This window comes from Lysinibacillus sp. UBA5990, from assembly GCF_002429815.1.
GTDB lineage: Bacteria > Bacillota > Bacilli > Bacillales_A > Planococcaceae > Lysinibacillus > Lysinibacillus fusiformis.
In genome coordinates this window covers 94,515-119,986 of sequence record NZ_DJAY01000011.1, presented here as the reverse complement: position 1 = coordinate 119,986, position 25,472 = coordinate 94,515, and the positions used below count along the sequence as shown (strand labels likewise).

The following is a 25,472-nucleotide window of genomic DNA, read 5'->3' as shown; positions in this document are numbered from 1 at the left end:
AGTTTAACGCTCCACATTTAGTTTTCTTTGTATTGATGTTAATAATTTACTCACTAGCTTCTCAAATACTTTTCGTTCATCAGGCTCCAAATCAATTAAATTAGAAGCACACGACGACCAATATGTCGGTAAAACTTCAGCTATAAAAGTACGACCTTCATCCGTTAAACTTACATAGATCTTCCTCCGATCATCCTTACTATGATTTCGTACAACAAGATTTCTTTTTTCTAACCAATCGAGCATTGACGTTGCAGATGCTCTCGTAATTCCCAGTCGTTTGGCTAAAGCAGACGGAGTCGCACGTCTCTCTCCATGTAATGTCAGTAATAGCAATAAGTCTAATTTACTTTCTGTAATACCAAAAGGAGCTAACTCATTGTCTGTTACATCTAAAACATAATCACTTAACCATAACAACATTAAACCCAATTTCGCATCTTCATGATTTGTTTCATTTGATGAAGACATCTGAATCAGTTCCAGATACGGCTCTATCCCTAAGGCTGGTAAATCATCTTCATTCATGTACGTTTTCTTAAGTTTTGTCATCGAATCACCTTTTAATTAGATTATCTAACTATCAACCATTCTAACTATAAATTTAATTGAAGGCAAGCTCTTTTATTCCCATAAATTTCTTTAAAATAGCAGCTAGTTTTTTAGCGCAAACACAATGCCTCAATTATTATAATCAACGATCATGATCCCCTCTCATTTTGTGATAATTTTATGTACTTTAAAATAGTAATTACATAGTTTCAAAATAATATATTCACTACCTTAATATTAAAAATTAAATATCAGTTATTTACTATTCTTAGACCACTTCAAATAGAACCATTTCCCAAAAAATATATTTTATTTTTATAGTAAAACATTTTCCAAACCTTATTGTAATAAATATTCTTATACAATACTTATTTTTAAAGAACCTTTTAACAAGCTAACTTTTTTGTAAAATAATAACAAGGATAAAACGAACAATTTTAATAAAAATACGAGTTGAACTTTAACAAAAAATAGAATACGATGAATTCCGAAAGGTGGTTCACCATCATTCAAGCAATAATAATTTTTAAAAAGGGGTTGGAAGTATGTCAGACGTTCTAAAGCAATTTGTTATGCCGAAAACAAACTTATTTGGACCTGGAGCAATTCAAGAAGTTGGTAAACACTTAAATGATTTAGAAGTGAAAAAGACATTAATCGTAACAGATGAGGGCTTACACAAATTAGGTCTCTCTGAACAAATTGCAAACATCATTACAGCTGCTGGAATTGATGTAGCAATTTTCCCTAAAGCAGAACCAAATCCAACAGATCAAAATATTGAAGATGGTATTGCAGCTTACCATGCTGAAGGCTGTGATTCAATCGTTTCTCTTGGAGGAGGGAGCGCTCATGATGCAGCAAAAGGTATTGGACTTATTGCTTCGAATGGTGGACGCATTCACGACTATGAAGGCGTTGATAAATCACAAAATCCACTTGTTCCATTAATTGCTATTAATACAACGGCTGGTACTGCTAGTGAAATGACTCGTTTCACCATTATTACAGATACAGCACGTAAAGTGAAAATGGCCATTGTTGATAAACATGTGACTCCATTACTTTCGATTAACGATCCAGAACTGATGATTGGTTTACCTCCTGCTCTAACAGCAGCTACTGGTGTTGATGCATTGACACATGCTATTGAATCATTTGTTTCGACAAATGCAACACCAATTACGGATGCTTGTGCTGAGAAGGTACTTCAACTAGTTCCCGAATTCCTACCACGTGCCTATGCAAATGGAGCTGATTTAGAAGCACGTGAACAAATGGTATATGCACAATTTTTAGCAGGTATGGCCTTTAATAATGCTTCACTTGGCTATGTCCATGCAATTGCTCATCAGTTAGGTGGCTACTATAACCTTCCTCATGGCGTATGTAATGCTATTTTATTGCCACATGTTTGCCGCTACAACGTAACAGCACGTACTGAGCGTTTTGCTCGAATTGCTGAATTATTAGGTGAAAATGTGGAAGGATTAAGTAAGCGTGATGCTGCTGAAAAAGCTATTTCAGCGATTGAAAAGCTATCAAAAGATTTAAATATTCCTAGCGGCTTCCGCGAACTAGGTGCAAAAGATGAGGATATTGAAATTTTAGCAAAAAATGCGATGTTAGATGTATGTGCTGAGACAAATCCTCGTAAGGCAACACTAGAGGATATTAAACAAATTATTACAAATGCAATGGGCCCTATCGTGAAAAAAGAGGAATCGCTTGAAGCTGTTGCTCTTTCATAATTAATAAAAAAACAAAAGGTGGAGATAAACAAAGCGTTTTCTCCACCTTTTTTTCTATGTACAAAGATGAAAAAAGAGGTACACACATTGTTTATAATGCAAACTCTCGCTATACTTTTCTTAAAAAGAATAGGAGATAACAATATGCGTTTAATCTCGATATGTCCAAGTAATACGGAGCTTGTAGCTTATTTAGGATTGACAGACCAGCTTGTTGGAGTGGATGATTTCTCTGATTGGCCATCAAGCGTTAAAGATTTGCCACAGCTTGGCCCAGATTTATCTATTAATATGAACGATTTAGAGGATTTACAGCCTGATCTTGTTCTTGCTTCTTTAAGTGTGCCTGGAATGGAGAAAAACATCGAGGAATTGCAAAGAAGAAATATCCCACATATTGTTTTTAATGCTAACTCGTTAGAGGAAATTGCTCAAGATCTCCTTTCACTCGGGAGAGCTTGTCATGTAGAAGAACGTGCTAAAATAATCGCGGAAGAATATTTGCAATCGATTGACAAAATGCGTACGGTTGCAAACTCCCTCATGAAGAAACCAACCCTTTATTGGGAATGGTGGCCAAACCCAATTTTTACACCAGGAAAAATAAATTGGCTGACAGAAATTAGCGCTATTGCAGGTGGAGTCAATTTATTTCAGGATGTCGAACTAGCCAGTGTTCAAACAGACTGGGCAGATGTTGTTAAACGAAAGCCAGACTACATCATGATGGCTTGGGTAGGTGTAGCTTTTGAGCGTATACAGCCAACCAACTTATTAAAGCGCCCCCATGCTAGTGAGCTACATGCCGTGAAAATGGAACAGTTCCATGTGATGGAGGAATGGCTTTATTGTCGCCCTTCTCCTCGTCTTATTGAAGGGGCTATAAAGCTAGCTAAAATATTGCACCCTCAACAATATGAACAGATAGAATTGCCAAGTTTTTTATTATAAAAAAAACAACATCCCCCTTTTTTGTCGGGGGATGTTGTTTAATCATAACAATTACACAAACTTCACCATATGATATTTTTTCTTACCGCGACGAACAATGCTAAAGGCATCCTCTAGACGATCCTTCGCATTGAATACATATTCTAAATCCGTCACTTTTTCTCCATTAACACTAATTGCACCGTTTGAAACGTCTTCACGCGCCTGACGTTTCGATGATGAGATGCCAGCTTCCACTAGAAGGTCAACAATATTTTTATCTTCCTTAGCCATTTCAATAGAAGGAACATCTTTAAAGGCATCCTTCATTTCTTCAGCAGAAAGTGCTTTTAAATCGCCTGAAAATAAAGCTGCCGTAATACGGATAGCTTGCTCTAACGCTTCTTGACCATGAATTAATCGTGTCATTTCCTCAGCAAGGGCTTTTTGAGCCTTACGTAAATGTGGCTCTTCCTCTACAGAAACAGCTAATGCTTCAATCTCTTCACGAGTAAGGAATGTGAATATTTTCAAGTATTTGATCACATCTGCATCAGCAGCATTGATCCAGAATTGGTAGAACTCATATGGAGATGTTTTCTTACCATCTAACCAAACAGCACCACCAGCTGTTTTACCAAATTTCGTACCATCAGCTTTCGTTACTAATGGAATCGTAATGCCAAAGGCTTTAGTTTCTTCTTCATGAGTTTTACGAATAACCTCTAAACCTGTTGTAATATTACCCCATTGGTCAGAACCGCCTACTTGAATACGACAATTGTAGTAGTTGTATAAATGATTGTAATCAATCCCTTGAATTAATGTATAAGCAAACTCTGTGAAAGATATCCCCGTATCAAGTCGAGAAGCAATTGTATCTTTTGCCAACATGTAGTTAACATTAATTAATTTCCCGTAATCACGTAAAAATTCAATCGTATTTATATTGCCGATCCAGTCACGATTGTTCACAAGCTGAGCACCATTACCATCTTCAGCAAAGTCAAAAATACGTTCTAGTTGACCGCGGATACCTTGAACATTTTTATCGATTTGCTCCACAGTTTGTAATTGACGCTCTTCTGAACGACCTGAAGGATCTCCGATCATGCCTGTAGCTCCACCTACAAGTAAAATTGGACGGTGACCAGCTTTTTGGAAGCGACGTAATGTTAAAAGCGGGACAATATGCCCGATATGCATAGAATCTGCTGTTGGATCAACACCACAGTATAAAGAGACGGATTGATCTTCTAATAGTTTTGCCATACCATCAGCATCGGTTTGTTGATATAGCAGCCCACGCCATTCTAAATCTTGTAATAATTCGTTTGTCATGATGATTCCTCCTATTGATTGAAATTCGCTACGTGTATGGACAAATTCATGAGATAAAAAAAATCCCTACACGCAAACAATTGCATGCAGGGACGTTAAATTGTAAATTAACGCGGTACCACCCGGCTTGAAGATGTCATCCACCTTCCACTTCATTCAACCGCCTTTATCGCAGGCGCGCACGTCTAAGCTCCAAGCACGTAATTCATCTCTACATTATGACCAGTTTTCACCAACCACTGGCTCTCTAAACAGGGAATATAGAAACTACTCCAAACTCTTCATCACTAGAAAACTATAACCATTATTCTATACGAATCTATTTCAAAGTCAATAACTATGTTCGAGCTAAAACAATATGTGCTATAATAAACAAGATTTTAGGAGGTCGATACATTGAAAGATTGGATTGAAAAAATCAATGCAAAGATCGATACATTAATTGAACAAAAATGGATGAAGAAATTACGTATTTCAGGTAGCGTTACCTGGAACTTATTTTTACTATTTTTAGTCTTTGCATTGGTTGGCACTGTATTTGTCGGTTCAGTAGGAGCTGGTTATTTCGCTTCTCTTGTAAAAGAAGAGCCCTTACGCTCAAAAGAAGAATTGCGAGATCAAATTTTTAGCTATGAAGAAACAAGTGAGATTTATTTTGCCAACGATATTTATATCGGAAAATTACGGACAGATTTAGATCGCCGTGAAACTTCACTTAAAAATGTTGCACCAGATGTTCTTAATGCTGTACTAGCAACAGAAGATGAATATTTCCGTGAACATAACGGAATTGTACCAAAAGCGGTTATACGAGGCTTATTACAAGATGTTACGAATTCTGCTACACAGACAGGTGGCTCTACCCTTACGCAACAACTTATAAAAAACCAAGTATTAACCAATGAAGTTTCCTATGAACGTAAAGCAAAAGAAATTTTACTTGCTATGCGTTTAGAGCATTTTATGACAAAGGAAGAAATATTAGAGGCTTATTTAAATATTATTCCATACGGTCGTAACTCTTCAGGGCGCAATATTGCAGGTGTAGAAACAGCCGCGGAAGGAATCTTTGGTGTGAAAGCTAAAGATTTATCACTAGCGCAAGCAGCTTACATAGCTGGTATTCCTCAGGCGCCATTTGCTTACACACCTTTTACAAATACGGGTGAACTGAAAAGTGAGGAAGCGTTAAAACCAGGTATTGATCGGATGAAAACAGTTCTTTATCGTATGAAAGAAGCTGGTTATATTGACGATGCCCAATATAAAGAAACACTTAACTATGATATCGCTGCTGACTTCCGTGGTCCAGAAATGCGAGCGGAGGATCGTTATCCATGGCTTACATATGAGCTTGAGAGTCGCGCAAAAGATATTATTGCAGAAAAACTCGCAGAAGATGACGGTGTTGACCCAGAGCGATTAAAAACAGAAAAGAAATTAAAAGATAAATATAAAATCTTAGCAGATCGTGATGTTCGCTCTAAAGGTTATCGTATTTATTCAACCATTAACAAAGATATGTATGATGCCATGCAAAAAGCTGCTAAGGACTTCCAATATTATGGCCATACGTATACTGGTAAAGGGAAGGACCCTGTAACTGGTGAAGAAATTGATATCGAAATGCCCGTACAAGTGGGTAGTATTTTAATGGAAAATACGACGGGTCGAATTTTAAGTTTTGTAGGTGGTCGAGATTTTAATACAACTCAAGTTAACCACGCAACACAAGCTTATCGTTCAAATGGTTCTACGATGAAACCATTACTTGTATACGCACCAGCTATTGAGTATGGCGTAATTGGTGCAGGTAGCCCGCTCGTTGACGTAAAATTCTCAATTGGTTCATGGAGCCCAAGTAACTATATTACTAGTGATGAGCGAGGACTTATTCCCGCGCGTGAAGCTTTAGCAGACTCTCAAAACATATCAGCGTTACGTTTATATAATGATATTATCAACAAACGACCTGCTGATCTATTAGTAAAAATGGGGTTCACAAAATTACACCCCGATGATTTCACTAACCTAGCAACTGGTATCGGTGCTTTAAGTGAGGGGACTACTGTAGAAGAGAATACGAATGCCTTTGCTACTTTTGCAAATGGTGGTCAATTCGTTGATGCTTATATGATTGATCGAATTGAAGATCAAGAAGGAAATATTATTTACAAACACGAAGTAGAGCCGGTTCAAGTATTCAGTCCAGAAACGTCCTATATTGTGACAGATATGCTACGTGACGTGTTAACAAAAGGAACAGGAACTCTTGCACGTAACACATTAAAATTCTCTTCAGATTTCGCTGCAAAAACAGGGACTTCTCAAGAGTATAAAGATGTTTGGTTAGTTGGTTATAATCCAAATGTATCTCTAGGTGTTTGGATGGGTTACGACCAACCTCGTACATTGTACGCATTTAATAATACGTACCAACAGCCAAGCGTTCGTGTCAATAAACTATGGGGTACTTTAATGAATTCCGTTTACGATGTGGCTCCTGAGTTTATTGATCCACCAACAAGCTTTAAGGCACCTAAAAATGTGGTGACCGCTTCGTTCTGTGGTATTTCTGGAATGGCACCTTCTGCAGCCTGTGCAGACGCAGGTTTAGTCCGTTCAGACTTATTTAATGCGAAAGTATTTTTACCTACACAACCAGATGATAGTTTAGCTGCTTCAAGTGTTGTAACGATTAAAGGAAAAACCTATAATGCATTACCAAGTACACCAGCAGAATTTGTTAAATCAGGTGGCGCAGGTATTAATCAAGCGTTCATTAAACGCATGTTAGGCCGTCTTGGCGGTAATCCAGCAAGTTTATTACCAAAGAATTCAACTTTATCAAATTCATCTGTTTCAGCAGTTGATTTCCCTGCAGATGGAAGTGCACCTGCAGCGGTAACGGCATCCGTAAATGGCTCAACTTTATCTTGGACGGAGTCATCAAACGATGTAGTTGGTTATCGAATTTATAATGTTACAAATGGTGGCAACACATTAGTAACGTCCGTTCTTGAATCTACACAAAGTATTACGGTTGCTAGTGGACAAGCCTATGTTGTAGTGGCTGTAGATATTACAGGCTTAGCATCACCACATTCTAATGTAGCCTCTACTGGTGGTAGTGATGATGAACCTGACCCAGAGGATAATGGTCAAGAGACAATTCCACCGACAACACCGCCTACAAATGGCAATGGGTCTGGTAATAATGGGAACGGTTCAAACAATGGAAATGGATCAGGAAACGGCAATGGGTCTGGTGGCAATGGCAACGGCTCCAACAACGACAATGGATCTGGTGGCAATGGTAACGGCTCTAACAACGGCAATGGTTCCGGTGGTAACGGCAACGGCTCCAACAATGGTAATGGATCTGGTGGTAACGAATCAGGCCAACCGGAAGATGGCTCAAACGGCGGAGACAACAGCAATACTACTCCCCCAGAAACATCAAGCCGATAATCAATTTTGTTTCAATGTCAAACAGACTTACTACAATTCACTTTTGATTTGTAGTAAGTCTGTTTTTTTGTCATTATTAAGAAGACTACTATTTTGAAGGAGAGGGAAAATATGAACATATTAGTTTTAGGTGGCACACGTTTTTTTGGAAAAAAATTAGTGGAACTTTGCATTGAGAATGGACATGATGTAACGATTTTAACACGCGGTCAAAGCGGCAATCCTTTTGGAACAGCTGTCAAACAATTAATAGTTGATCGGGATGACCATGACGCATTAGAAAATGCTCTCGCCCATACAACGTGGGATATTGTTTATGATAATATTTGCTACTCTCCTAACGAGGCACATACCATTTGTGAGCTTTTAAAAGGGAAAACGAAAAAACTTGTCTTTACGTCTACTCTTTCAACCTATGAAGTAGATGGCAAGATGAAAAAGGAAGAAGATTTCGAGCCTTACCATTATCAAATTCTTATGGGGGATCGAGATGAATTTTCCTATGGAGAAGGAAAACGACAGGCTGAGGCTGTGTTGTTTAAAGAAGCTTCATTCCCAGTTGTTGCCGTACGTTTCCCAATTGTTATGGGCGAACATGATTACACACGTCGCTTGCATTTTCATGTTGAACGTATTTTACATGATCAGCCAATCTCATTACCAAATATCGATGCACAGATGAGCTATATTACAGATGAGGAAGCTGCTGAATTTTTATATTTTGCAGGCATTACTCCTATAGAAGGACCGTACAATGCTACGGCTTCTGGTGCCATTTCATTGAAAGAACTTCTTGCATTGATTGAGAAAGAGAGTGGAAAGCGCGCAAAAATTTCGCTTGTTGGTGGCGATGAAGAATCACAATCACCATATGGTGTATCTGCTGATTGGTATATGACGAATGCGAAAGCAGAGAAAGCAGGATTTACATTTAGTCAACTTCATGATTGGTTACCAAAATTAGTTAAAACATTAGTAAAACAACTTCAATAAAAAAGAAAGACAAAGAGTCTGCTAAATAAGCAGCAGATTCTTTGTCTGTAGATTAATATAATATAGTCTTTAAAATAGCTACTGCTTCGTCAATCTCTTCCTTCGTTACAGTTAATGGTGGCAATAAACGAATAACATTTGGACCTGCCCCCACTAACAAGAGACCCTTCTCCTCTGCAGCTGTGATATAAGCCGCTACTTCTGTTTCGCCACAGCTAATTCCCAGCATTAAGCCCTGACCCTGAATGATGTAGTTAGAAGGTAAATGCGCTTTTAGTTGTGCTACAAAATACGCTGACTGATCTTGTACTTGCTGTAAGAATGCTGGCTCAAAAACATGACTCAAGACGGCTTGAGCTACATTCATCGCAAGAGGGTTGCCACCAAATGTAGTGCCATGTGTACCTGGACTAAAGGTTGAATAAAGCTCGGCAGTTCCTAGCATTGCCCCTACTGGGAAGCCACCACCTAGGCCTTTCGCTAATGTCACAATATGTGGCTTTAACACAGTTTGTTCAAAGGCATAGCGTGTTCCTGTTCTTCCAATTCCTGTCTGGACTTCATCGATAATGAGTAATATCCCCTTGTCATCACATGCTTTCGCAATCGCATTAGCGAATTCTAGCGATACACAATTAACGCCACCTTCACCTTGAATCATCTCCAGCATAACGGCTGCTACAGAGTCATCAATAGTAGCTTCTAGTGCGGCAGCGTCATTGAATGGCAAAATCGTAAATTTTTCAACGAGTGGTCCAAAGCCGTTATGTATTTTGCCTTGACCTGTTGCAGACATTGCTCCGAATGTGCGACCATGGAATGATTTTTCGAAAGTAATAATGTGATTTTTCCCTGTATGTTTACGCGCTAACTTAATGGCCGCTTCATTTGCCTCCGCCCCACTATTACAGAAAAAAGCATGTGCAAAATGCGTATGAGCGATTAATTTTTCAGCCACTGTTTCCTGACCAGGGATATCAAAAAGGTTCGATATATGCCACAGCTTTTCACTTTGCTCTTGCAGTGCCTGCACGATGGCTGGATGGGCATGCCCCAGACTTGCTACTGCAATACCACTAGTAAAATCTAAATATTGTTTTCCTGTAGAATCCTCTACGACGGTGCCCTGCCCTTTGACGATTTGCGCACGACGTTTACCGTAGTTCCCGAATAAAGCACTCATGTTATCATCTCCGCTATTATTTGAAATGGTCTTCTTTCAACATCTATACTTTTAATAAGCTCTTATTAGAACATTAGGTAGCATGAAGTTTATCGGAAGTGACAATTGTAGTGCCAATCAATGTCTCTCCCACAATTTGCACGGAAGGTATACCTGCACGTAAACAATCGATAGCTCCTTGTACTTTCGGAATCATCCCCCCATATAGATGCCCTTGTTCTATCCATTGGTCAATAAGAGAGGGTGTTGCCATTGTTTGATATTCATCACAGACTCGAATACCACTTACATCTGTAACGAATAATAAACTATCTGCCCCTAAGGCTAATGCTATTTCACTTGCGACTGTATCACCGTTAATGTTTAAAGCCTGACCTGCTTCACTTGCTCCAACACAAGCAATAACAGGTACAATTCCCACTGACAATAAAGTTTCAAGTAAGGCTGTATGGATGGCTTTTACTGCTCCTACAAAACCATAAACATCTTTATCTAAATAATCTGCCACCATTAATTGACCATCAAAACCGTTTAGCCCAATGGCTTTAACGCCGGCACTTGTTAATTCATGAACTAAAGTAGGGTTAACCTGCCCAATCAAAGTTGATTGGACAACATTCATAGCTATCTCATTTGTCACACGTATACCATTTAATGTATGCGATTCTATGCCTCGAGCAGCTAATTCACGATTAATAGCTGGGCCACCGCCATGAGTAATAATAAGCTCCACACCGCTATCTTGAAGCTTTTTAAAATTATAAAAAAAATCTTTATTTAAGCCCTCTAGTGTACTACCTCCGAGCTTGATCACCATTCGTTTACGAGCGGTATGATGCGTTGATTTGGACGTAGTCATACGTTAAGTCACATCCCCAAGCATGCCCCTTACCTTCACCCATACCAAGGGACACATATATTTTCACTTCATGCATTTTTAAAATTTGTATTAATTCATCCTCTGAGAAAGGAATTGGCTCACCGTTTTCTACCATTGTAGCGCCTCCAATTTGAATCGTAATTTTATCCGGATCTACATTCGCACCACTATACCCTACTGCTGCAATAATTCGTCCCCAGTTCGCATCACAGCCAAAAACAGCAGTCTTTACAAGTGGTGAACCTACGACGGTCTTCGCAATTTTTCGTGCCTCTTCATCTGAAACTGCGTCAACAACTTCTACTTCAATAAGCTTGGTTGCCCCTTCTCCATCCTTGGCAATCATTTTTGCTAAATCTTCGGCTACTGTTTTCAATGTGTAATAGAAATTTAACCAATCTGGATGCTTAGGTGTTAACGGCTTATTTCCGGCGAAACCGTTCGCCAATACAACAACTGTGTCGTTTGTAGATGTATCCCCGTCGACTGTAATGGCATTAAACGTGAGATTGGTAATATCGGATAATGCACTTTGTAATACATCAGATTCTATTTGGGCATCTGTCGTAATAAAGCCCAACATTGTTGCCATATTTGGTTCAATCATGCCTGAACCCTTCGCAACACCAGCGATAATGACTTCCTTGCCATCTATCGTAGTACTATAGCTTGTGTTTTTCATAACTGTATCTGTCGTTAAAATCGCCTGTGCAAAGTCAATAGCACTTTCTAAATTGTCCTTCGGTTCTAGCTGTTGAATACCGTTTATTACTGGCTCCAACTTCATCATTTCGCCAATGACACCCGTTGAACAAACTCCCACCAATTCAGGTGCAATCCCTAATTTTTTAGCCGCTTGCGCCTGCATTGTTTGGGCATCCTTCACCCCTTGCTTCCCTGTACAAGCATTAGCATTACCCGAATTCACGATTATCGCCTGCATTTTTTTTGTTGTGTAAACAACTTCCTTTGTTACTTTTAATGGGGCTGCCTGCACAGCATTTGTTGTAAAAACACCAGCAACACTAGCTGGTACCTCACTTAATAAAATCGCTAAATCTTTCTTCTTATGTTTTAAACCACAATGTAACCCAGCTGCCTTAAAGCCTTTTGGTGAAACAATATTTTTACTTGATAATTTTTTCATTACATTTATTGATGTAGTAACTGTCATCCATAATTCCTCCTTATTTTTTCATCAAACTAAACGTGGAACTGTTAAATAAAGAACGGTACGACATCAAGACCTGTCGTTTGTGGTAAGTCAAATTGTACATTCATATTTTGGATAGCTTGCCCTGCAGCCCCTTTGACTAGATTGTCAATCACACTAACGATTGTGGCACGATTTGTACGAGAATCTACTTTCACCAAAATATCGCAATAATTGGAACCCTTGACACGGTTAGTCCCTAAACTAGTAGCATCTGTAACAATTCGAACAAAAGGATGTTTTTCATAAGTCTCCTGTAAGCAAGCAATCAACTGATCCTCTGTAACACCTGCCATTACAGGCGCATAGGATGTTGCTAAAATCCCGCGTGTCATAGGTACTAAATGAGTATTGAAAGTAATATTTTTTTCTACATGAGCAAACATGGATAAAGCCTGTTCTATTTCTGGTATATGTTGATGTGTATTTACTTTATAAATAGAGAAATTCTCATTCGTCTCACTAAAATGAGTTGTTTGTGACGGCTTATTGCCAGCTCCTGAGATGCCACTTTTTACATCAATCACTAAAAAGCTCGGATCAATTAAGCGTTCTTTCACTAGCGGTAGTAATGATAACAACACTGCTGTTGGGTAACAACCTGGATTAGCAATAAGAGTAGCTTGCTGTATCTGCTCTGAATTCCATTCCGTTAAACCATAAACACTTTGCTGAACTGTATTAAATGGTGCTGCTTTTTTGCCATACCATGCTTCATAGCTTGCAAGATTTTTTAACCGGAAATCACCAGATAAATCTATTAATTTTGGACCCTTGTTAACCAATGATGGTAATAACTTACTTGTTACGCCAGATGGTGTACTTGTAAAAATTACATCAAACATCGCTAAAGTATCTTCCTCTATTTTTTGTAACGGCCTATCTACAATCGTCAAAAGATGACCAAACTTTGAAGAAAAAAGAACTCCCTCCTCGGAAGAAGTAAATAATGTTAGCTGCTCTACAGCCGGATGATTATGTAAAAACCGAATAAGCTCTAGCCCACCATAACCTGTTGCTCCAACAATTCCTACTTTCAATGCACTCACCTCTAAAATAAGTTAAAAATAGTATACGTCTGCATAAATATTAAGTCAACTGAATTTTTATTTAATTTTCATTTTTTTCCGTACACCATACCTTCCCGTTAAAATATCCCTTCAGCATTGTGAAATAAAGAAAAAAGAAGACAAGAATCCTTTCATTGATTGAATGAATCCTTACCTTCTTTTCATGCATAGATTGTATAAAAATTAATTGATGTCCTTTACTTTATCAGTCTTCCATCGTCGATAAGTCACCCGTAGGTAAATTTAACTCCCATGCCTTCAACACTCGACGCATAATCTTACCACTGCGTGTTTTTGGTAGTTTTTCCTTAAATTCAATTTCACGTGGTGCAGCATGAGCCGATAAACCTTTTTTAACAAAATCTCTTATATCCTCAATTAATCGATCAGATTGTTCAACGCCCTCTCGTAAGGATACAAAGGCTTTTATGATTTCCCCTCGGACTGGATCTGGTTTTCCAATGACTCCTGCTTCAACAATATCTGGATGCTCCAATAGCTTGCTTTCCACTTCGAATGGTCCTACACGCTCACCGGCTGTCATAATGACATCATCCACTCGACCTTGGAACCAGAAGTATCCGTCATCATCCATATAGGCAGAATCTCCAGATACATACCATTTCCCTTTTAAAAAGTAAGATTCATAGCGCTCTGGATTGCCCCAAATTTGACGCATCATAGCTGGCCAACCTCGTTGAATAGCTAAATTTCCCATTGTAAACGGTGGTACTTCGTTTCCAGCATCATCTACAATCGTCGCATGAATACCTGGAAGTGGTTTTCCCATCGATCCTGGCTTAATATCCATCGAAGGGTAATTACAAATCATATGCGCTCCTGTTTCTGTCATCCACCATGTATCATGGATTCGATGACCTAATTCTTCTACGCCCCAACGAATCACTTCGGGGTTCAATGGTTCACCGACAGATAGCACATGACGTAAAGATGATAGGTCATAGCTTTCAAGCAAGCCACTCCCTGCCCCCATCAGCATACGGAATGCAGTTGGTGCACTATACCATACCGTAACACTATAATCTTCAATGGCTTGATACCATGCTTGCGGTGAGAATCTTCCTCCAACGATCACCATTGTTACCCCATTTAACCATGGCCCAAAAATACCATAGGCTGTTCCTGTCACCCATCCTGGATCAGCCGTACACCAATAAATATCTTCCTCACGTAAATCAAGAACCCATTTCGTAGATTGGTATTGTTGAAGCATAGCATTATGAACATGTAGCACTCCTTTTGGAGCACCAGTTGATCCAGAGGTATAGTGAAGAATCATCCCATCTTCTCGATCTACCCACTCCATATCAAACTGAGCAGAAGCCCCTTTCAATCGTTGATTAAAGTCTAGAATTTGGGCTGTTTCCTCAATATCCTCACCTATTAAAAAGATATGCTCGAGATGAGGTAATTTAGCGATAGGTACACGTTCAAGTAGCGCCGGTGTAGTAACTAATACTTTCGCCTCACTATCTGCTAGTCGATCATACACAGCACCTTCCATAAAAGCTTCAAATAATGGTCCAACAATAACCCCCATTTTCAGCGCACCTAATAATGAAAAATAGAGCTCAGGAGATCGTGGCATAAAAATAAATAAACGATCACCTTTTTGTAGATTAGTAGCTGTTTTGAGCACGTTGGCAGCCTTGTTGGTTAACCTTTTCATTTCATTAAATGAATACGCCTCTTTACGTTTACCATCATTAAAATAAAGGGCAACTTTATTTTTACGATGTGTTTCTGTATGGCGATCAATTGCCTCATACGCCATATTCACTAAACCTGTTTCGTACCAGCTAAATGCTTTTTCCGTATCAGCCCAATTATGAGACTTTGCCACTTCTTCATAATTCATTAAATGGTGCTGACCAGCTAAAGCCGTTAACTTCTCCTTCATTTTCATCCCCATGAAACTACCCCTTTCTTTGCTTTTGCTTCAAACTGTTCATTTTTCAACAATCCCCTCTGCTGAAATAATAAATTTACGTTCCAAGCAAAATATATATGCAGCTTTTGTTATATAACAGTTTATCACATTACAAATGACATAATTCTTAATTACACTACTTTTATCTGTTAAATAACAGAAGCAATATATTATATTTTACACGAATCCAAAGAGATTGTCTTAATATTTTTACTTTTCCGAAAATACAGGTATATTTTGCAAAAATAAGCGTTTTTACGCAAGAAATCAGCTATAATGGAATTATTAAACTCAGGTGGTGGCATTATGGAACATAAAAAAACTTTTTTTTCTGTCAAAAGGGAAACTAAGCATGGTACTGTGTATGTGGAAGGACCTGTTCCTCCAGAAAAATTAGCTACTTATTCTTTCCATGAGGGCTTGGTTGCTTTTAGACCTCCAAAACAGCAACAACAAGCTATCATTGAAATTGCAGGGCTTCCTGAAGGGCGTATTATTATTATTCGAAACGAAGATATTGTTGTAGGCTATGTGACCTATCTTTATCCTGATCCACTTGAACGATGGGCAGAGGACCGAATCGATGACATGATTGAATTAGGGGCAATTGAAGTGATTCCCGACTATCGCGGAACCGGTTCAGGAAAGGCATTACTAGCCGTTTCATTTATGGGTGATGAAATGGAGGATTATTTAGTGATAACTACCGAATATTATTGGCATTGGGATTTAAAGGGGACTGGCTTAAATGTTTGGGACTATCGCAAAATGATGGAGAAGATGATGAGTTCTGTCGGATTCGAATATTTTGCTACGGATGATCCAGAAATTACATCACACCCAGCAAATTGTTTAATGGCTCGCGAAGGTAAACGCGTGCCTCCTGAGACAATCGAAAGATTTGATAGGCTTCGTTTTAGAAATCGTTTCATGTATTAAAACCAATGCAAAGGGGATACGTATATGATCGTAGAAGAAATTATGAATGAGGAACCTTACACATTAGCTCCTACCAATACCGTATTGGAGGCACTAAAGCTAATGCGTGACAAAAAAGTTCGCCATTTACCAGTTATAGATGATGAACGTCACGTTCTAGGAGTGATTACAGAAAGGGACATTAAAGAAGTTTTGCCATCATCTTTACAAGATGAACCTAAATCTCCTGTTTTTCATGCAAAAGTAGAAGAAATAATGGTCAAGGATCCGCTTGTCGGTCATCCACTTGATTTTGTTGAAGAGGTCGCTCTTACCTTCTACGAATCCAAAGTGGGTTGTTTACCTATTGTCTCTGGAGGGAAATTAGTAGGAATTGTTACTACAACGGATTTACTCTATACATATATAGAGCTGACCGGTGCTACGGAACCTGGCTCAAAAATTGAAATTCGAGTAGCTGACACGCCAGGTGTTTTATTTGAAATAACAAAGATATTTCATCATCATCATGCCAATGTCCAAAGCGTCTTAGTGTATCCTGATTCTGAAAATACGCAAAATAAAATTTTAAGCGTCCGAGTAAAAACACTGAATCCTTTAGCTATGATTAAAGACCTTCGCAAAGAAGGATTTGATGTACTCTGGCCTAATTTACCAGGTGTTTCGTTATAATGAAAAAGGCAGTATTTGTTTACTCGCCTGAACAACTCGGATATAAATTTTCAGATACACATCCTTTTAATCATAAACGCTTGACGCTAACGATGGATTTACTAAAAAAAATAGATGCTCTCGATGATATAGATATTATTCCAGCACGTGTTGCAACAGAAGAGGAGCTACTGCTTGCCCATGACCCTAAGTATATTGATATCGTAAAGAAGGCAGGACATGGAGAATTATCGGTATCCCAATGTGAAAGCTATGGTATCGGCACAGAAGACACACCAATTTTTAAAAATATGCATGAAGCAAGTGCCCAATTAGTCGGTGGGACATTAACTGCCGTTGATTATGTAATGGAAGGAAAAGCTGAGCATGCGCTCAATCTTGGTGGAGGGCTACATCACGGTTTTCGTGGTCGCGCATCAGGATTTTGTATTTACAATGATAGTACAGTTGCGATTCGATACTTACAGGAAAAATATAATGCCCGTGTATTATATGTCGATACAGATGCGCATCATGGGGACGGTGTACAATGGAGCTTTTATGAGGATCCAAATGTTTGTACATTGTCTATTCACGAAACAGGGCGCTATCTATTCCCTGGAACAGGCAATATTACTGAACGAGGCAACGGACAAGGGTATGGTACCTCCTTTAATTTCCCTATGGATGCTTTTACAGAGGATGAAAGTTTCCTAGAAATCTATGAACAATCTATGAGAGAGGTTTTCGAATATTTCAAGCCCGATGTTGTGCTCACGCAAAATGGAGCAGATGCCCATTATTTTGATCCTTTGACACATCTTCATGGCACTATGAATATATATCGTGAAATTCCAAAACTCGCACACCAATTAGCCCATGAATATTGCGATGGTAAGTGGATTGCAGTGGGTGGAGGTGGCTATGATATATGGCGAGTAGTTCCACGTGCTTGGTCCATGCTCTGGTTAGAAATGACTGACCAGGCGTTACCATCGGGACCTCTTCCACAGGCATGGCTTGACCGCTGGCAAACTGAAGCTCCCGTTCCTTTTATTCCAACTTGGGAGGACCCATATCCTTTATATGAGCCCATTCCACGGAAGACAGAAATAGAAGAAAAAAATGCTCAAATGTTAGCAAAAGCACTACACCTTATTCGCAATGAAAAACGAGATTAACACCTTTCCTCACGATTTTTCGTGGGGTTTTTTTCATTGGTTTAAAGCCACATCACCCTGCGCTCCATTTTAAATAAAAAACACGCAAATCCTCGATAAGATTTACGTGTTCCTAAATATTATTTACTTTTGACGGATTGTCGATGTTCAATACGATGGGGTAAAATTACCGCCTCATCCTCGACCGGTTCCTTACTCATCAATTTAGTAAGTAGGCGCATAGCAACAGCACCAATATCGTACAGTGGTAATGCAACACTTGTTAGTTGTGGACGAACCATTCGTGCTAACTTAGAATTCTCAAAGCTAATCACTTCGATATCCTTTGGAACATTTTTACCGGCGTCTTGTGCACCATGAATTAAACCAATTGCCAATTCATCACTGCCCGCAAAATAGGCTGTAGGTGGTTGTTCAAGCGCTGATAAAATCTCCCAAGCTTCTAAGCCCATGTCATAGCTAGATTCTTCAGCAGCAATTAAAGCTTCATCTATTGGCAAGCCAGCATCCTGTAATGCTTTCTTATAGGCTGCTAGCTTGAATTTTCCGTTAATTGTATACGAAAGTGGGCCCGTTACGAAACCAATGCGTGTATGACCATTTTGAATCAGTAAAGATATCGCTTCATAAGCCGCTTGGAAATAGTCAATATTGACAGTAGCTATTGTTTGCGATTCATCTACAGAGCCTGCTAATACAATAGGGACCGGTGAATGATCCATTGTTTGTTGCATCTTTTCTGTTACTTCATCACTCATCATCACAATACCATCTACTTGTTTGCCAAGCATAGTATCAAGTAACTGTAACTCTTTATCTTCATGTTGATCTGAGTTGGCTAAAATAATATTATAACGGTACATTGTAGCTATATCCTCTACACCACGAGCCAGCTCTGCATAAACATTGTTTGCAATATCTGGGATAATCACGCCAACTGTTGTTGTTTTCTTACTTGCTAATCCACGCGCTACTGCGTTTGGACGGTATTCTAATCGTTCAATTACTTCTAGTACTTTTTTTCGTGTTGCTGGTTTTACGTTTTGATTACCATTGACTACACGAGAGACCGTTGCCATAGAAACATTTGCTTCTCTTGCAACATCATAAATTGTAACAGTCATCGTACGTGCCTCCCTTTTTTCCTATTATAGCCTTATCATACGATAATTTTCATATTATTTTCAAGAAGAACTACGTAAAAACCAAGTACTAATAGTCCTATTCTAGACATTATTTTGTCACGATATAACAAACACCGCCTGCCAAAGTAAGCAAGCGGTGTTAGCTGTTAACAATTAAGCATGGATTTCATGATTTTTCATGAATTTTTGTAGTGTTTCATAGAATGCGTCGAATGTTGGGATGTCCATTTGTTGTTGTGAATCAGAAAGTGCTACAGATGGATCTGGATGCACTTCTGCCATAACACCATCAGCACCGATTGCAATGGCTGCTTTGGCACATGGTAACAATAAATCACGACGTCCTGTTGAGTGTGTAACATCTACGAATACTGGCAAATGTGTTTCTTGTTTTAACACTGGTACGGCAGAAATATCTAATGTATTACGAGTTGCTTTTTCATAAGTACGAATACCACGCTCACAAAGGATGATATTTTCATTTCCTTTAGACATAATGTATTCCGCTGCATGGATGAACTCATCAATCGTTGCAGCTAAGCCTCGTTTTAGTAGGACAGGTTTATTAGTTGCACCTGCTGCTTTTAATAATTCAAAGTTTTGCATATTTCGTGCACCGATTTGAATCACATCAATATAATCTAATGCTTCCTCTAAATGACCTGGCGTCACAATTTCAGTAATAACGCCTAAACCATATTCCTCAGACACACGTTTTAAGATTTTTAAGCCTTCTAATCCAAGACCTTGGAAGTCGTATGGAGAAGTACGTGGCTTATAAGCACCACCACGGATTAGCTTTTCACCTTTTGCCTTAATAGAAGCCGCTACTGCAGCTACTTGCTCATAAGATTCAACAGCACAAGGACCAAAAACGAAAGATGGCTTCCCTTGCCCAATTAATTCACCATTAATATTAATGACTGTATCTTCGGATTTTTTCTTACGAGATACAAGTAATTCTTTCTTCTTATCAGCTTCAAGTTGTTTTAAAGCTGTTTTAAAGATTTGTTTAAATATATAATCTACCGTCATTTGGTTTAATGGACCTTGGTTGTGTTCTTTAATAAGATCAAGCATGTGTCTTTCACGCAGTGGGTCATAGCGATTTACACCTTGTTTTTCTTTAATTTTACCGATTTCATCAACTACAGCTGCACGTTCGTTAATAAGACGAAGAATTTCTAAGTTTAATCCGTCAATTTGACTACGTAAGCTTTCTAAATCTTTTTGGCTCATGCTTTCTTGCTCCTCTCCTCATGACAGACACTTTCAGAACTCTGAAATGTATGTTACATTTTTAGATAATAGCAATATTATAATCAATGTTGTTCAGAATGTCACGCATTTTTAATTTAGCGCTTCAACTCGCTAAATTAAAATTGAGATATAACGCGAAAGGAAGCGATTACATTGAGTTCTAAATTATTTGCACTTGATATTGGTACACGCTCAGTGGTCGGAATTATTCTTCAAGAAGAAAATGACCATTATCATGTAGAAGATATTGTAGTGAAAGAGCATAAAGAACGTGCCATGGTGGATGGTCAAATACATAATGTCATGTATGTGGCAGAATTAATTAATACAATAAAATATGAACTTGAAGAGAAACACGGTCCCCTGACGAAAGTAAGTGTTGCAGCAGCGGGCCGATCCTTGAAAACTGAACAAGCTAGCGTGACGATCAATATACGTAATCGTCCTATTTTTACAGAAGAAGATATAAGTCGCTTAGAGCTCCAAGCAGTTCAACAAGCCCAACAGCAACTTTTACAACATAAAGAAGATGCCAAAATAAGTCACTATTACTGCGTAGGCTACTCAGTCCTCTACTATCGCTTGGATGGTGAAGAAATTGGCAGCCTCTTGGATCAACAAGGAGACGAGGCACAAATCGAGGTCATCGCTACGTTCCTACCTCGTGTTGTAGTCGAATCATTAATTGCCGCTTTAAAACGAGCTGATTTAGAAATGGAAGCTTTGACATTAGAACCAATTGCAGCTATTAATGTCCTTATCCCTTCCACGATGCGTCGTTTAAATGTGGCTCTTGTCGATATAGGCGCGGGTACTTCTGATATTGCCATTACCGATAAAAGTACTGTTGTAGCCTATGGTATGGTTCCAACAGCAGGCGATGAAATAACAGAGGCTTTAAGTGACCATTATTTACTAGACTTTCCTGTTGCCGAAATAGCAAAGCGTCAGCTTCAAACAGCAGAAGAAATATTAATTCAAGATATTCTTGGTTTTGATCAGTATTACCCAAAAGCTGAAGTTTTATTAGCAATTGAACCTGCTGTCAAGCAGCTTGCAAAGTCCATTGGAGAAGAAATTTTACGACTCAATAACCGTGTGGCTCCAAAGGCTGTTATGCTTGTTGGCGGAGGTAGCTTAACACCTAACTTAACAACAGAACTTGGACTAGTCCTTGATTTACCAGCAAACCGTATAGCCGTTCGAGGCATTGATGCTATTCAAAACCTGACAAAAGAAGAGCATATCAAAGCATCGCCAGAGTTAGTTACGCCAATCGGTATTGCCATAGCAGCGAAAAAAATGCCTATCCAATATATGAGTTTAACGGTAAATAATCAGGTGGTTCGTCTTTTTGAGCTAAAAGAAATGACAGTTGCAGATGCTTTTTTAGCGGCTAATATCCGCGCTAAACAATTGTATGGAAAACCTGGCCACGGCTTATCTATTAGTGTTAACGGACAAGATATATTCATTCCTGGTGGTCATGGACAGCCAGCTGAAATATTAGTCAACGGACAACAAGCATCAACGAAAACACTAATTAAAACAGGCGATGCCATTCAGCTAGAGGAAGGACAAGATGGACAGCCAGCCACAGTAACGGTGAGAGATCTTATTGATCATGCTGCAATCAAGACCATAACTATTCAAAATACAAAATATGTCATTGAGCCGAAAATTTCAGTCAATCACTCACCCGCATCGCTGGATACAGTTTTGAATGATCGTGATAGTGTCGTTTTTGAGATAGCTGAAACCATTGAGGAAATTTTTAAAGCCACAAACAACTGGCATTTATTGAAGCAATTTGAGTCTTATACAATACATGTCGATGGACAGCCTTTATTTTTACCTGAGTTTTCTTCCCAATTAACAATTAATGGTAAAACTACTAAATTGAGCTATGCTGTGCAAGATGGTGACATGATTAACTTTCAGCAGCAATCATTGCCAACTGTTCAGCACATTGCAGACCAAATGAATCTTTTGCTGGAAGATAAAATCATTATTCATTTCCAAAATGAAGTAGTGGAGCTTTCCAAAACAGTACATGAAGCACTGGTCAATCAAATGATTGTAGCTCCTCTTTCAACTGTGCCCAATGGAGCCACTGTATTATTTACAGAGAAGGATCGCAGTCGTTGGATTTATCAAGATGTATTTCGCTTTTCTAATTGGCAGCTCCCAAGCACATTCAAAGGAAATTTTACGATTTTAAGAAACGGCCAGCCTGCAAGTTTTGATATGGAAATTTTCGGTGGCGATCGACTTGAAATACTATTAGCTGAAACCCCTATCGTATAAAAAAAGGGATACGTTACACGATGATCATGTAACGTATCCCTTTTCGTTATGCATTATGCACGTACTTCTTCATTTGAGTCTTTTGTTTCGTCTTTTTTCTCTTCTGCTTTTACTTCTTCGTTAGGAATAAAATCCTCAAGTGGTTCTTCACCCTCAAAGGAAACCGTCCCATCATCAAAAACTGTAGGAGCCTTTGCTGTTTTTAAAGTTTTTACTTTCTCCACTAATTGTGTAGATTGTTCTTGAATTTGTTTAGAAAGTTGAACCGTTTTATCTTTTGCAGTTGTCGAGAAGTCTGCACTCTTATCTTTTAAATGAACAGCTTGTACAGCCACTTCACTACGTAAATCTTTTCCTGATTTTGGAGCCAACAGTAGACCTGCTGCAGCACCTACAATTCCACCTACTAATGCGCCAATCACAAAATCTTTCATGTTTACACGCTCCTCTTCATAAATCGAATCTTGCGAATGATAAAGCTGAGGCAATGAACTTTCAAGCTGTTTTTCCTTTACTTCATTAAAATTTGGCTTTTGAGTTGTCATGCAACAATTCCTCCCCATCATATTATCAATTTTGTCTAGACAGGTTGTCCATCTACTTTTTACAGATGCATGTTCAACTTATGTCCAAGACTTTATTTTTATTCAGACCGTATCATGTACTTACTGAATAATTTTTACTATTTACGACCCCATTTTCTTTTCGGCTTTTCTACTTGAACCGTGTCAAAGCCATACACATCCTCAGATACAGTTTCTTGCTCTATGATTTTGCGCTTTTTCCATTTATCAGCAATGCCCATTGCAACATTGCTCCACTGTACTACTTGCGCAATTTTTTCTTCATTTTGTTCTACACTTTTAGAAACAGAAGAAGTAATTTGCTGTACAGAATTATTTAAACCATTAACAGAATCACCAATACCTTTAACAGCTTGAACCACTGAATTTAACTGTTCAGATTTATGTTGAATATCCTCTGCTAAGCTATTTGTTTTGGATAATAAAGAAGTTGTTTCTCGTGTGACACCTTCCATTTGGCCTTCAATACCTGATAAAGTACCAGATAAACTGCTTAAGATGGACTTGAGCGAGAATAATGTCATTCCTACACTCACACATAAAATTAAAAACCCGATTGCAGCGATAATGGCTGCAATATACAAAATCACTTCCATAAGTTGACCTCCTGCTAGTAAATTCTCTTTACTATTACTTTCCCTATCTTCGACAAAAAAAACGGAATTCCTGCTCAAATTTTAAAAAAACAGCTTAACCCCTACGGACTAAGCTGTTTCATCGTTTTTAAGCACGGCTTCAAAAGCATCTTGGAATTTATGAACATCTCCAGCACCCATAAATAAGAATACTGCGCCTTGATGTTTTGTTAGTATATCAATTCCTTCAGTGGTAATCACTGCACTGCCCTCGATTAATGACGCCAAATCTTGAATAGAAAGTGCGCCTTGCGTTTCTCTTGCAGAGCCAAAAATATCACATAAATAGGCTGTATCTGCAAGGCTTAGACTATCTGCGAAATCTTGTAAAAAAGCTTGTGTACGTGTAAATGTATGCGGTTGGAATATAGCAACTAGCTCACGATCTGGGAACTTTTGTCGCGCTGATTGAATGGTAGCACGAATTTCCGTTGGATGGTGGGCATAGTCATCTATTAATACATTATCCCCTATATCTGTTTCAGTAAAACGTCTTTTTACACCTTTATACGTGTGCAAACGATCCTGAATAATATCCGGTGAAATTCCTTCATATTCACATAGAGTAATGACCGCTAATGTATTTAAAATGGCGTGATCCCCAAATAATGGAATGAAGAAAGTGCTATAAAATTCATTACGAACAAAAACATCGAATTTTGTACCTTCTGTCGTTTTTTCAACATTACGAGCTTCGAAATCATTCTCAGATCCAAATCCATAATAAACAACCGGAACTTTTGCTTGGATACGTTGAAGTTGTTCATCATCGCCACATGCAATAATAGCTTTCTTTACTTGTAAAGCTAATGATTGAAAAGCAGAATAGACATCATCTATATTGGCAAAGTAGTCTGGGTGATCAAAATCAATATTTGTCATCACCGCATAGTCAGGATTATATGCTAAAAAGTGTCGGCGGTATTCACACGCTTCCATCACAAAGAAGTCAGCATTCGCATGACCAGCACCAGTACCATCACCAATTAAATATGATGTTGGTTTATAACCACCTACCACATGTGCCATTAAACCTGTAGTTGAAGTTTTACCATGTGCACCTGTTATGGCAATGGATATATAGTTACCAATATATTCTCCTAAAAATTTATGGTAACGAATAATCTCTACGCCGATTTCTCGGGCACGAATTAATTCTGGATGATCATCAGGAAAAGCATTACCTGCAATTACAGTCATGCCTTCTTTAATATTATCTGCATTAAATGTAAAAATTGGAATATTACGTTCACGTAACGGCTGCTCCGTGAAGAAATATTTATCGACATCTGAGCCCTGTACTTGTTCACCAGCATCAAATAAGATTTGTGCAAGTGAACTCATGCCAGAACCTTTAATGCCTGTGAAATGAAAAACTGTCATTAATTAAACCCCCCGGGAATTTCAATATCCCATCTATCATCTATTAGGTGTA

Annotated in this window: 20 protein-coding genes and 1 other annotated feature; of the genes, 8 read left to right on the top strand and 12 right to left on the bottom strand. The window is 38.5% G+C overall.

From position 1 onward, the window contains the following. Positions 1 to 3: 3 nt before the first annotated feature. The gene (locus tag B3D94_RS08035) at positions 4 to 552 is read right to left on the bottom strand and encodes a MarR family winged helix-turn-helix transcriptional regulator (RefSeq protein WP_069482350.1); all 549 of its coding nucleotides are present in this window, start codon (positions 550 to 552) and stop codon (positions 4 to 6) included. 545 nt (positions 553 to 1,097) lie between these two features. Here B3D94_RS08035 and B3D94_RS08030 point away from each other — a divergent pair. Together B3D94_RS08030 and B3D94_RS08025 are read left to right on the top strand one after the other, a co-directional pair. Then, a complete protein-coding gene (locus tag B3D94_RS08030; RefSeq protein ID WP_069482351.1) occupies positions 1,098 to 2,303 on the top strand; it encodes an iron-containing alcohol dehydrogenase in 1,206 nt (401 codons plus the stop codon). 144 nt (positions 2,304 to 2,447) lie between these two features. Beyond that, a complete protein-coding gene (locus B3D94_RS08025) occupies positions 2,448 to 3,254 on the top strand; it encodes a cobalamin-binding protein (RefSeq protein ID WP_069482352.1) in 807 nt (268 codons plus the stop codon). Positions 3,255 to 3,305: 51 nt separating this feature from the next. On the opposite strand, the gene tyrS is transcribed toward B3D94_RS08025, so the two are convergent. Continuing rightward, positions 3,306 to 4,574: a tyrosine--tRNA ligase gene (gene tyrS / locus B3D94_RS08020; protein WP_069482353.1), complete on the bottom strand. Its 1,269-nt coding sequence runs from the start codon at positions 4,572 to 4,574 to the stop codon at positions 3,306 to 3,308. Positions 4,575 to 4,659: 85 nt separating this feature from the next. Further along, positions 4,660 to 4,868 (bottom strand) — a binding site (T-box leader). 102 nt (positions 4,869 to 4,970) lie between these two features. Here tyrS and B3D94_RS08015 point away from each other — a divergent pair. Together B3D94_RS08015 and B3D94_RS08010 are read left to right on the top strand one after the other, a co-directional pair. Then, on the top strand, positions 4,971 to 8,045 hold the full coding sequence (locus tag B3D94_RS08015; RefSeq protein ID WP_069482354.1) for a transglycosylase domain-containing protein: 3,075 nt from the start codon (positions 4,971 to 4,973) through the stop codon (positions 8,043 to 8,045). Positions 8,046 to 8,156: 111 nt separating this feature from the next. Further along, the gene (locus tag B3D94_RS08010) at positions 8,157 to 9,038 is read left to right on the top strand and encodes an NAD-dependent epimerase/dehydratase family protein (protein ID WP_069482355.1); all 882 of its coding nucleotides are present in this window, start codon (positions 8,157 to 8,159) and stop codon (positions 9,036 to 9,038) included. A 52-nt stretch (positions 9,039 to 9,090) separates the two neighbouring features. Here the strand turns inward: B3D94_RS08010 and B3D94_RS08005 are convergent, their stop codons facing one another. The 5 genes from B3D94_RS08005 to acsA form a co-directional block, all read right to left on the bottom strand. After that, positions 9,091 to 10,221 carry an acetylornithine transaminase gene (locus B3D94_RS08005; RefSeq protein ID WP_069482356.1) on the bottom strand — a complete coding sequence of 377 codons (1,131 nt, stop codon included), beginning with the start codon at positions 10,219 to 10,221 and terminating at the stop codon, positions 9,091 to 9,093. 73 nt (positions 10,222 to 10,294) lie between these two features. Next, complete coding sequence (gene argB / locus B3D94_RS08000) at positions 10,295 to 11,080, bottom strand: acetylglutamate kinase (protein WP_291756399.1); 786 nt, start codon at positions 11,078 to 11,080, stop codon at positions 10,295 to 10,297. Further along, on the bottom strand, positions 11,043 to 12,275 hold the full coding sequence (argJ, locus tag B3D94_RS07995; protein WP_069482358.1) for a bifunctional glutamate N-acetyltransferase/amino-acid acetyltransferase ArgJ: 1,233 nt from the start codon (positions 12,273 to 12,275) through the stop codon (positions 11,043 to 11,045). Before argJ ends, argB begins: the two co-directional genes overlap by 38 nt. Before the next feature lie 44 nt (positions 12,276 to 12,319). After that, positions 12,320 to 13,354: an N-acetyl-gamma-glutamyl-phosphate reductase gene (argC, locus tag B3D94_RS07990; protein WP_291756395.1), complete on the bottom strand. Its 1,035-nt coding sequence runs from the start codon at positions 13,352 to 13,354 to the stop codon at positions 12,320 to 12,322. 235 nt (positions 13,355 to 13,589) lie between these two features. Beyond that, entirely contained in the window at positions 13,590 to 15,317 is a 1,728-nt protein-coding gene (acsA, locus tag B3D94_RS07985) for an acetate--CoA ligase (RefSeq protein WP_414673979.1), read from the bottom strand. Between the two features lie 324 nt (positions 15,318 to 15,641). Here acsA and B3D94_RS07980 point away from each other — a divergent pair, with 324 nt between their 5' ends. From B3D94_RS07980 to B3D94_RS07970, 3 genes are read left to right on the top strand one after another with little or no spacing between them, the layout of a single operon-like run. Beyond that, positions 15,642 to 16,274: a GNAT family N-acetyltransferase gene (locus B3D94_RS07980; protein WP_025116994.1), complete on the top strand. Its 633-nt coding sequence runs from the start codon at positions 15,642 to 15,644 to the stop codon at positions 16,272 to 16,274. A 24-nt stretch (positions 16,275 to 16,298) separates the two neighbouring features. After that, the gene (locus tag B3D94_RS07975; RefSeq protein WP_193832879.1) at positions 16,299 to 16,946 is read left to right on the top strand and encodes an acetoin utilization AcuB family protein; all 648 of its coding nucleotides are present in this window, start codon (positions 16,299 to 16,301) and stop codon (positions 16,944 to 16,946) included. Next, entirely contained in the window at positions 16,946 to 18,106 is a 1,161-nt protein-coding gene (locus B3D94_RS07970; RefSeq protein WP_291756388.1) for an acetoin utilization protein AcuC, read from the top strand. Before B3D94_RS07975 ends, B3D94_RS07970 begins: the two co-directional genes overlap by 1 nt. A gap of 119 nt (positions 18,107 to 18,225) precedes the next feature. On the opposite strand, the gene ccpA is transcribed toward B3D94_RS07970, so the two are convergent. Beyond that, positions 18,226 to 19,230, bottom strand: a complete 1,005-nt coding sequence (gene ccpA / locus B3D94_RS07965) for a catabolite control protein A (RefSeq protein WP_291756385.1) — start codon at positions 19,228 to 19,230, stop codon at positions 18,226 to 18,228. Between the two features lie 174 nt (positions 19,231 to 19,404). Next, the gene (locus tag B3D94_RS07960; protein WP_008176746.1) at positions 19,405 to 20,490 is read right to left on the bottom strand and encodes a bifunctional 3-deoxy-7-phosphoheptulonate synthase/chorismate mutase; all 1,086 of its coding nucleotides are present in this window, start codon (positions 20,488 to 20,490) and stop codon (positions 19,405 to 19,407) included. Between the two features lie 174 nt (positions 20,491 to 20,664). Here B3D94_RS07960 and B3D94_RS07955 point away from each other — a divergent pair, with 174 nt between their 5' ends. Further along, positions 20,665 to 22,818: a cell division FtsA domain-containing protein gene (locus B3D94_RS07955; protein WP_291756379.1), complete on the top strand. Its 2,154-nt coding sequence runs from the start codon at positions 20,665 to 20,667 to the stop codon at positions 22,816 to 22,818. A gap of 53 nt (positions 22,819 to 22,871) precedes the next feature. Here B3D94_RS07955 and B3D94_RS07950 read toward each other — a convergent pair whose 3' ends face one another. The 3 genes from B3D94_RS07950 to murC form a co-directional block, all read right to left on the bottom strand. After that, a complete protein-coding gene (locus B3D94_RS07950; RefSeq protein ID WP_036119633.1) occupies positions 22,872 to 23,363 on the bottom strand; it encodes a YtxH domain-containing protein in 492 nt (163 codons plus the stop codon). A gap of 137 nt (positions 23,364 to 23,500) precedes the next feature. Beyond that, positions 23,501 to 23,998, bottom strand: a complete 498-nt coding sequence (locus tag B3D94_RS07945) for a DUF948 domain-containing protein (protein ID WP_025116988.1) — start codon at positions 23,996 to 23,998, stop codon at positions 23,501 to 23,503. A 108-nt stretch (positions 23,999 to 24,106) separates the two neighbouring features. Continuing rightward, complete coding sequence (gene murC, locus B3D94_RS07940) at positions 24,107 to 25,420, bottom strand: UDP-N-acetylmuramate--L-alanine ligase (protein WP_193832881.1); 1,314 nt, start codon at positions 25,418 to 25,420, stop codon at positions 24,107 to 24,109. Between the last annotated feature and the right edge of the window lie 52 nt (positions 25,421 to 25,472).

Coding starts and splice junctions, on each gene's coding strand:
- B3D94_RS07980 (WP_025116994.1), top strand. CDS start 15,642: ATGGAACATAAAAAAACTTTTTTTTCTGTCAAAAGGGAAACTAAGCAT.
- B3D94_RS07950 (WP_036119633.1), bottom strand. CDS start 23,363: ATGACAACTCAAAAGCCAAATTTTAATGAAGTAAAGGAAAAACAGCTT.
- ccpA (WP_291756385.1), bottom strand. CDS start 19,230: ATGACTGTTACAATTTATGATGTTGCAAGAGAAGCAAATGTTTCTATG.
- tyrS (WP_069482353.1), bottom strand. CDS start 4,574: ATGACAAACGAATTATTACAAGATTTAGAATGGCGTGGGCTGCTATAT.
- B3D94_RS08025 (WP_069482352.1), top strand. CDS start 2,448: ATGCGTTTAATCTCGATATGTCCAAGTAATACGGAGCTTGTAGCTTAT.
- murC (WP_193832881.1), bottom strand. CDS start 25,420: ATGACAGTTTTTCATTTCACAGGCATTAAAGGTTCTGGCATGAGTTCA.
- B3D94_RS08005 (WP_069482356.1), bottom strand. CDS start 10,221: ATGAGTGCTTTATTCGGGAACTACGGTAAACGTCGTGCGCAAATCGTC.
- argB (WP_291756399.1), bottom strand. CDS start 11,080: ATGACTACGTCCAAATCAACGCATCATACCGCTCGTAAACGAATGGTG.
- B3D94_RS08030 (WP_069482351.1), top strand. CDS start 1,098: ATGTCAGACGTTCTAAAGCAATTTGTTATGCCGAAAACAAACTTATTT.
- B3D94_RS08035 (WP_069482350.1), bottom strand. CDS start 552: ATGACAAAACTTAAGAAAACGTACATGAATGAAGATGATTTACCAGCC.
- acsA (WP_414673979.1), bottom strand. CDS start 15,317: ATGGGGATGAAAATGAAGGAGAAGTTAACGGCTTTAGCTGGTCAGCAC.
- B3D94_RS07970 (WP_291756388.1), top strand. CDS start 16,946: ATGAAAAAGGCAGTATTTGTTTACTCGCCTGAACAACTCGGATATAAA.
- B3D94_RS07960 (WP_008176746.1), bottom strand. CDS start 20,490: ATGAGCCAAAAAGATTTAGAAAGCTTACGTAGTCAAATTGACGGATTA.
- B3D94_RS07975 (WP_193832879.1), top strand. CDS start 16,299: ATGATCGTAGAAGAAATTATGAATGAGGAACCTTACACATTAGCTCCT.
- argJ (WP_069482358.1), bottom strand. CDS start 12,275: ATGACAGTTACTACATCAATAAATGTAATGAAAAAATTATCAAGTAAA.
- B3D94_RS08010 (WP_069482355.1), top strand. CDS start 8,157: ATGAACATATTAGTTTTAGGTGGCACACGTTTTTTTGGAAAAAAATTA.
- B3D94_RS07945 (WP_025116988.1), bottom strand. CDS start 23,998: ATGGAAGTGATTTTGTATATTGCAGCCATTATCGCTGCAATCGGGTTT.